The sequence below is a fragment of the Planktothrix sp. FACHB-1355 genome, from assembly GCF_014748295.1.
GTDB lineage: Bacteria > Cyanobacteriota > Cyanobacteriia > Cyanobacteriales > Aerosakkonemataceae > Aerosakkonema > Aerosakkonema funiforme_A.
The window spans coordinates 1-7078 of the sequence record NZ_JACJUP010000243.1; the positions used below are offsets into that span (position 1 = coordinate 1).

The 7078-nt window shown below is 46.9% G+C and carries 9 protein-coding genes; 7 read left to right on the plus strand and 2 right to left on the minus strand.

Annotated elements, in window-relative coordinates; all coding sequences use genetic code 11:
• The coding region (locus tag H6S82_RS12635) for a DUF3370 family protein (RefSeq protein WP_191056278.1) at window positions 1-111 on the plus strand (111 nt) is incomplete at its 5' end.
• A gap of 74 nt (window positions 112-185) precedes the next feature.
• On the opposite strand, the gene H6S82_RS12640 is transcribed toward H6S82_RS12635, so the two are convergent.
• The gene (locus H6S82_RS12640) at window positions 186-1139 is read right to left on the minus strand and encodes a transposase (RefSeq protein ID WP_190464820.1); all 954 of its coding nucleotides are present in this window, start codon (window positions 1137-1139) and stop codon (window positions 186-188) included.
• 234 nt (window positions 1140-1373) lie between these two features.
• On the opposite strand from H6S82_RS12640, the gene H6S82_RS12645 reads away from it, so the two are divergent.
• The 5 genes from H6S82_RS12645 (at window position 1374) to secG (ending at window position 6155) form a co-directional block, all read left to right on the plus strand.
• On the plus strand, window positions 1374-3083 hold the full coding sequence (locus H6S82_RS12645) for an ABC-F family ATP-binding cassette domain-containing protein (RefSeq protein WP_190464819.1): 1710 nt from the start codon (window positions 1374-1376) through the stop codon (window positions 3081-3083).
• A gap of 23 nt (window positions 3084-3106) precedes the next feature.
• On the plus strand, window positions 3107-3322 hold the full coding sequence (locus tag H6S82_RS12650; protein WP_190464818.1) for a hypothetical protein: 216 nt from the start codon (window positions 3107-3109) through the stop codon (window positions 3320-3322).
• Window positions 3319-3966 (plus strand): endonuclease III, encoded by a 648-nt coding sequence (nth, locus tag H6S82_RS12655; RefSeq protein WP_322111903.1) that lies wholly within the window; start codon window positions 3319-3321, stop codon window positions 3964-3966. The genes H6S82_RS12650 and nth overlap by 4 nt, the downstream gene beginning before the upstream one ends.
• Before the next feature lie 254 nt (window positions 3967-4220).
• Window positions 4221-5819, plus strand: coding sequence for a 2,3-bisphosphoglycerate-independent phosphoglycerate mutase (gpmI, locus tag H6S82_RS12660; RefSeq protein ID WP_190464817.1), 1599 nt, complete (start codon window positions 4221-4223; stop codon window positions 5817-5819).
• A 105-nt stretch (window positions 5820-5924) separates the two neighbouring features.
• Complete coding sequence (secG, locus tag H6S82_RS12665; RefSeq protein WP_190464816.1) at window positions 5925-6155, plus strand: preprotein translocase subunit SecG; 231 nt, start codon at window positions 5925-5927, stop codon at window positions 6153-6155.
• Between the two features lie 89 nt (window positions 6156-6244).
• Here secG and H6S82_RS33985 read toward each other — a convergent pair whose 3' ends face one another.
• Window positions 6245-6370, minus strand: coding sequence for a hypothetical protein (locus H6S82_RS33985; RefSeq protein ID WP_255512223.1), 126 nt, complete (start codon window positions 6368-6370; stop codon window positions 6245-6247).
• 7 nt (window positions 6371-6377) lie between these two features.
• Between H6S82_RS33985 and H6S82_RS12670 the strand changes: the two genes are divergently transcribed.
• Entirely contained in the window at window positions 6378-7073 is a 696-nt protein-coding gene (locus H6S82_RS12670) for a peptidase (RefSeq protein WP_242056928.1), read from the plus strand.
• Window positions 7074-7078 lie beyond the last annotated feature (5 nt).

The window sequence follows — 7078 nt, forward strand, 5'->3', positions numbered from 1 at the left end:
TTAGTTACTTTAAACATACCCCCCAACCAAGTTCGCCAAGTAACTGTTGATTTTCTCTATCCTCCCGACGCTACGCCACCGCAGGTAGTCACGGTGAAAACTTTGCCATAATATTTGCGATCGCATCTATCTGTTTGGGAATTATATGCCAAATCGGGATATGGCATTGCCATATCCCGATTAACTTATTCCGCAGACGGCATCTCGTCTAACACTTTCTGAAATTCAGCCAAAGAACCAATTACGATCGCAATCTTCAACAGCCTTTTCAGCACAGACACCCGATCTATGCCATTAATCGCCTCGACTATCGAACTTGGCACATATCCAAATCGGGTTTCCAGGATTTCGATCGCATTCTCTCTGGAAGTTTCAACAATTCCTTCTTCTTTCGCCAGCCGTTCGATACTGGTGACGTACCGCATTCTACTAGCCTCCTCGTAACTTCTCGCTACTTGTTTAAAACTAGACGCCAACTCTTGTGGCAAAACCATGATCCAGTCAATAAATCGAAACAATTGCACAACATCTTCGCGACTGTATCCGCGATCGTACAACCGTCTGACTAGGTTTAATTTCCACTGTAAACGACTCTCTGGGTTTTGTGGTGTCGCCTTTGTCCGCAAATGGGCCATCACCACCATCCCAAAGGGATTGGTAGTTTGTTCTAAGGTTTCCCATTGCGCTTCGTAGTCCAAAAGTTTGGCGATGGGAAACTCCAAGCTGACGCGACACCCCGCCAACTCATAACCGTAGCGGTCAGGTCGCCAATTTTCCCGATCGTCCGCCAAAACTGCCAAGCTGATGACTCGTTTTTCGTGGCGATCGAACAAGCGATAATTGTAAGTGTACATCCGCTTGGCAAATTCGATATCATAGCGTCCTTGGACTTCTACGTGGACTAATACCCAAACTTCCTCGCCATCCAGCAACCAAACCTTTGCCACCTTGTCCACCAGACACTTGCCAATTTCTGCATCTGGTTCCAGCTGTTGCAGTTCGTTGTCCAGAAATTCGTAAGGTCGCGTCCAGTCGATCGCATCATAAGCTAGAGGAAAAAAGAATTCCAAGAATTGCGGAAAATATGCTTCGATAACTTCTTTCCAAGGACTATCGTAATCCGTGCGTTGTTCGGTCATTCGATGAAAGGATTTTGGATTTTGGATTTTAGATTAGTTCGATTTTGCTTCACTCAACCCAACCTACAGAAAAATTTCATTCATAAGTGCGTAGGGTGCGAAGCGCGATCTCGTAACGCACCTTCGGGTTTTTCACCCCGTTTCAACCTGCATTAAATTTTGTTACGATTGACTGGATGCGCCCAAACCTTGTCTGGCGCTAAACTTCCCCTGCTACTTCCTTGGAGACTCCGAATGCTGCGACTCGAACATATCAGTAAAATATACCCCACCGGCGAAGTCCTCAAAGATGTCAACTGGGAAGTCAAGCCAGGAGATCGCATCGGCTTAGTCGGCGTCAACGGTGCGGGTAAATCTACCCAACTCAAAATTATCGCAGGCGAAATCGAACCCACCGCAGGCGAAATCATCCGTCCCGCCAGTTTGCACATTGCTTATCTCACCCAAGAATTTGAAGTTGACCCCACCCGCACCGTCAAAGAAGAATTTTGGCGTGCTTTTGTGGAAGCGAACAAAGTACATGAAGAACTGGCGCTGGTACATCGCGATCTGGAAACCGCGACCCCAGAAGAGTTAGACAAACTTCTCCGCAAAATGGATAAGTTGCAGCGGCAATTTGAAGCTTTGGACGGTTACGGTTTGGAATCGCAAATTGATAAGATATTGCCAGAACTGGGATTTGAGCAAGGAGATGGCGATCGTCTTGTCAGCGCTTTTAGCGGTGGCTGGCAAATGCGGATGAGTTTGGGTAAAATTATCCTGCAAAAACCGGATTTGTTGCTGCTGGACGAACCTACCAACCACCTCGATTTGGAAACGATCGAATGGTTGGAAACTTACCTGAAAGGTTTAATCACGCCGATGGTAATTGTCTCCCACGACCGGGAGTTTCTCGATCGCCTTTGCACTCAAATTGTCGAAACAGAACGCGGCGTTTCTTCTACATATTTAGGTAACTATTCCGCATATTTGCTCCAAAAAGCGGAAGCGAAAGAAGCGCAATTAGCCGCCTACGAACGTCAGCAAAAGGAACTGGAAAAACAACAAGCTTTCGTTGACCGTTTCCGCGCCAGCGCTACTCGCAGTACCCAAGCCAAAAGCCGCGAGAAACAATTAGAGAAAATCGAGAAGATTGAAGCACCGGAAGGTTCTTTAAGAACTCTGCATTTCCGCTTTCCACCAGCACCTCGCAGCGGTCGCGAAGTTGTCGAAATTAAAGATTTGGTGCATACGTATGATGATAAAATATTGTTTTTGGGTGCGGAATTGCTGATTGAAAGAGGCGATCGCATCGCATTTCTCGGCCCTAACGGTGCTGGTAAATCGACTTTGCTGCGTCTGATTATGGGTATGGAAAAACCCACTGAAGGTAAAGTGCAATTAGGCGCACACAATGTTATCCCCGGTTACTTTGAACAAAATCAGGCAGAAGCTTTAGATCTGACTAAAACTGTCATGGATACCATCCACGACGAAGTACCAGATTGGAAAAACGAAGAAGTTCGCACGCTGTTAGGTCGTTTCTTGTTTAGCGGCGATACGGTATTCAAACAAGTAGGTGCTTTAAGCGGTGGAGAAAAAGCGCGTTTGGCTTTAGCGAAAATGCTGCTGCGTCCGGCAAATTTACTAATATTAGATGAGCCGACAAACCACCTCGATATCCCAGCGAAAGAAATGCTGGAAGAAGCACTGCAAAACTACGACGGGACGGCAATTATAGTTTCGCACGATCGCTACTTTATATCCCAAGTCGCTAACAAAATTGTGGAAATCCGCGATGGCGAATTTCGGGTTTATTTGGGCGATTATCACTACTATTTGGATAAAATTGAGGAGGAAAAAGAACAGGCGAGATTAGCTGCGATCGCAGCCGAAAAAGCCGCCAAAAAAGCTGAAAAAGCGGCGAAAGAAGCAGCCAAAAAAGCATCTGCCAAACGCAAATAAGCAGCCTATTGTGCAGTAAAAAAATGATCGAACTGTACAAATATGTAGGTAACAATGAAATTCAGCAAAAGGTAGCTGCTTTCCCAGTCGGTCTTAGAATTGAGTCTGTTTCGGGTCTGGTAGTTTGGCTTTACCAAAACAGGCAAAAACCGAACCCATCGGGATTAATTGCAGCTACTATTACCACAAAAACGCGAGAACCTAAACTAAATTCATCCGAAACGAGGAAATTCCCGTGACCGCCTTAACTCAGGAACAACGCGCTGTAGAAATTCTCAATCGTCTCAAACCCCTCTATTCCAATTCTCCCTGTCCTCTCAACTACGAAACGCCTTTGCAACTGCTGCTAGCTGTTATTATGGCGGCACAATGCACAGACGATCGCGTCAATCGAGTCACCGCTCAACTTTTTCCCCGCTTCCCCGATGCAGCTGCGATCGCTCAATCCGACTACACTGAGTTAGAAACAATACTGCGGCCTCTGAGTATGTACAGCAGCAAAGCCAAAAACGTACAAGCCACCTGCCGCATTCTCGTAGAGCGGTTTGACGGTCAAGTACCGCAAAACATAGACGAGTTAGTAATGTTACCAGGTGTGGGTCGCAAAACCGCTACGATGGTGCTGCATTACGCCTACGGAATCGATGTGGGTGTAACCGTTGATACCCACGTCAAACGACTGAGCGATCGGCTGGGATTGAGCAAACAAACCGACATCGACAAAATTGAGAAAGACTTGATGCAGTTACTGCCCCAGTCAGAATGGGGGAATTGTTTTGTTTTTCTGACATATCATGGACGATCGATCTGCAATGCCAAAAAACCAACGTGCGATCGCTGCGTTGTCGCCGATTTATGCCCAAGTTCCCCTCAAAGCAGCTAAAAATACCTTGTTAACAAACACAAGAAAATGTAAATAAATGTTAAGAAAATTCTCAATTTACCACCAGACAAGCTAATTTTCGATCGGGGATCAAAGAGAACAAATAGAAAATGTCTGTAAAAACAAGCATTTTCAGCGAATTAGGAGATTCTCAACCAAGATGCGAAGTTGCAAAACTCTCCATAAAGTTGAGCAATCTTCCCGTAAGTCGGTGATATCATTTCGGATGTATCCGATACAAAGAGCGATCGAGTATGGCCCAAGCGCCTGTTTCGCCCGTAGTGCTAATAATCCTAGATGGCTGGGGTTACCGTGAAGAAACCGACGGCAACGCCATCGCCGCTGCAAATACACCCGTGATGGATAGCCTGTGGGCAGCCTATCCCCATACCCTGCTACGCACATCAGGAAAAGCAGTAGGTTTGCCAGAAGGGCAAATGGGCAACTCTGAAGTGGGGCATCTGAATATAGGGGCAGGGCGGGTCGTACCCCAAGAGTTAGTTCGCATCACAGATGCCGTAGAAGATGGCAGCTTGCTCAACAATCCAGCCTTAGTAAAAATTTGTCAGGAAGTCAAAAACAGCGGTGGTAAGCTGCACTTAGTTGGATTGTGTTCGGAAGGCGGCGTGCATTCCCATTTAAGTCATCTGCTGGGATTGCTGGATTTGGCAAAAGCACAAGAAATTGCCAATGTTTGCATCCATGCCATCACTGACGGTCGCGATACCAGCCCAAAAGAGGGTGTAGAAGCGATACAAAAAATTCAAGATTATATAGACCGAATTGGTGTAGGCCGCATCGTCACCATCAGCGGTCGCTACTACGCGATGGATAGAGACCGTCGTTGGGATAGAGTTCAAAAAGCCTACGAAGTGATGACCCAAGATGGTGCGGGCGTTGCGAGTTCTGCCGTCGAAGTATTGCAAGCCTGCTATGAAGAAGGCGTAACCGATGAATTCGTCATCCCCATCAGAATAGCCCCCGGAGCCGTAGAGCCGGGAGATGGTATAATATTCTTCAACTTCCGTCCCGATCGCGCCAGAGAATTAAGCAGCGCTTTTGTCAATCCCGAATTCAACGGTTTTCCCAGAGAGCAAATTCGTCCCCTCACTTTTCTCACTTTTACTCAGTACGACCCAGATTTACCGGTACTGGTAGCTTTCGAGCCCCAGAATTTGAGCAACTTGCTGGGAGAAGTGATTGCCAGACACGGTTTAAAGCAATTGCGTACTGCCGAAACGGAAAAATACGCTCACGTTACCTACTTCTTCAACGGTGGTCTAGAAGAACCATTTGAGGGGGAAGACAGAGAACTGGTACAAAGTCCGATGGTAGCAACCTACGATCGCGCACCTTTAATGTCCGCCGAAGCAGTCACAGATGTGGCGACAAAGGCGATCGAAAAACGCATTTACTCATTCATAGCCATCAACTACGCCAACCCAGACATGGTGGGACACACGGGTATATGGGAAGCCACCATTACAGCCCTGGAAACCGTAGACCGATGTTTGGGTCGCCTCTTAGAAAGCATCAACAAAGCCGGTGGCACCGCAATTATTATCGCCGATCACGGTAACGCCGAGTATATGTGGGATGAACAAGGTAACCCCTGGACTGCACACACAACTAACCCAGTTCCCTTTATCCTCGTCGAAGGCGAAGGTGTAAAAATTCCCGGACACGGTACAGACGTACAGCTGCGAAGCGATGGTCGTTTAGCAGATGTGGCCCCCACCATCCTGGAAATTTTAAAGCTGCCTCAGCCAGCGGAGATGACAGGCCGTTCCATGATAGAGCCCACAGAATTGCAAGTCAAAGCGAATCGGACACCGATGCGAGTTTCTCTATAATTTACTAATAGGGATTGGCCAGATGGAATTGGGCACAAGAAACAATACCCAATTCCAAATTTGCAATCCCAATCCAAAATCCAAAATCCAAAATCCAAAATCCAAATGACCGTTATCAAAATTGTAGAAATTATCTGGGCACTGTCTGCTTTAGGTCTGACCGTTCTAGTGCTGCTGCATAGTCCCAAAGGAGATGGCATAGGGGCTATTGGAGGTCAAGCGCAATTGTTTAGCAGCACCAAGAGTGCAGAAACAACTCTAAACCGCGTTACCTGGGGTTTAACCGTGATTTTTATGGGTTTAACCGTGCTTTTGAGTGCCAACTTGTTATCCTGATAACTCATATCATGTCCGGTGACATCGGTAGTGAAAAAAATTTGCGCTCACATCTGTGTTCATCTGTGTTTATCTGTTTTCATCTGTGGTTAAATTTCAATCCATGATTCGTGCAGACAAGCGGTTAAAATTCCGTCAAACAGATTTTTCGGATAAACTTCCAGCACAAAAATGCCGCGCAACTTAACGATCGCACTAGCAATCTGCACTGCCATCTTAATTATGGCAGTCGATCGCTTAGCAGCAATGCCTGCGGAGGCAAAATTACCGCCTCTCCAGGCACATCCTCTCCCAGCAACGCTGGCGCAGTGGCAGGACACAACCAAAAGCGGTGACTACTTCTCGGAAGTAAAGCCAACGGAAATGGGTTATTTAGTTTGGTCGCAATTGCCCGTCAAGGTTTACGTCCAGAAGCAAGAGGAATCGGCTGCAACCAACAGCGAGCGATCGCCAAAATGGATAGAGGCAGTTTTGCAAGCAGTACAGGAATGGAGCGTTTACTTGCCTTTGGAAGTAGTCAACTCGCCAGATCGAGCGGATATCAAAATTTGGCGATCGCGTCCTCCCCTCAGAGCCACCTTAAACCCCAGCACAGGTCGCTTTGAATTGCCTCGCGTTCGTTCCGCCGAAACTCTCTACGAATTTTATCTTCGCAAATTCCCAAATTCTGCCACAGTTTTATCACAAAGATTTAATATTCAAATTAGTCCCAACCAAGCCCCCGATTACATTTTACCCAGCGCCCGCCACGAACTCGGTCACGCACTCGGTATTTGGGGTCACAGTCCTTTAGAAACGGATTCCCTCTACTTTGCACAGGTACGCCATCCAGCCCCTATTTCATCCAGAGATATCAACACCCTCAAACGCATTTACGAACAGCCCACTCGTATAGGATGGTCTTTGCCAGAAAGTTAGGTTCT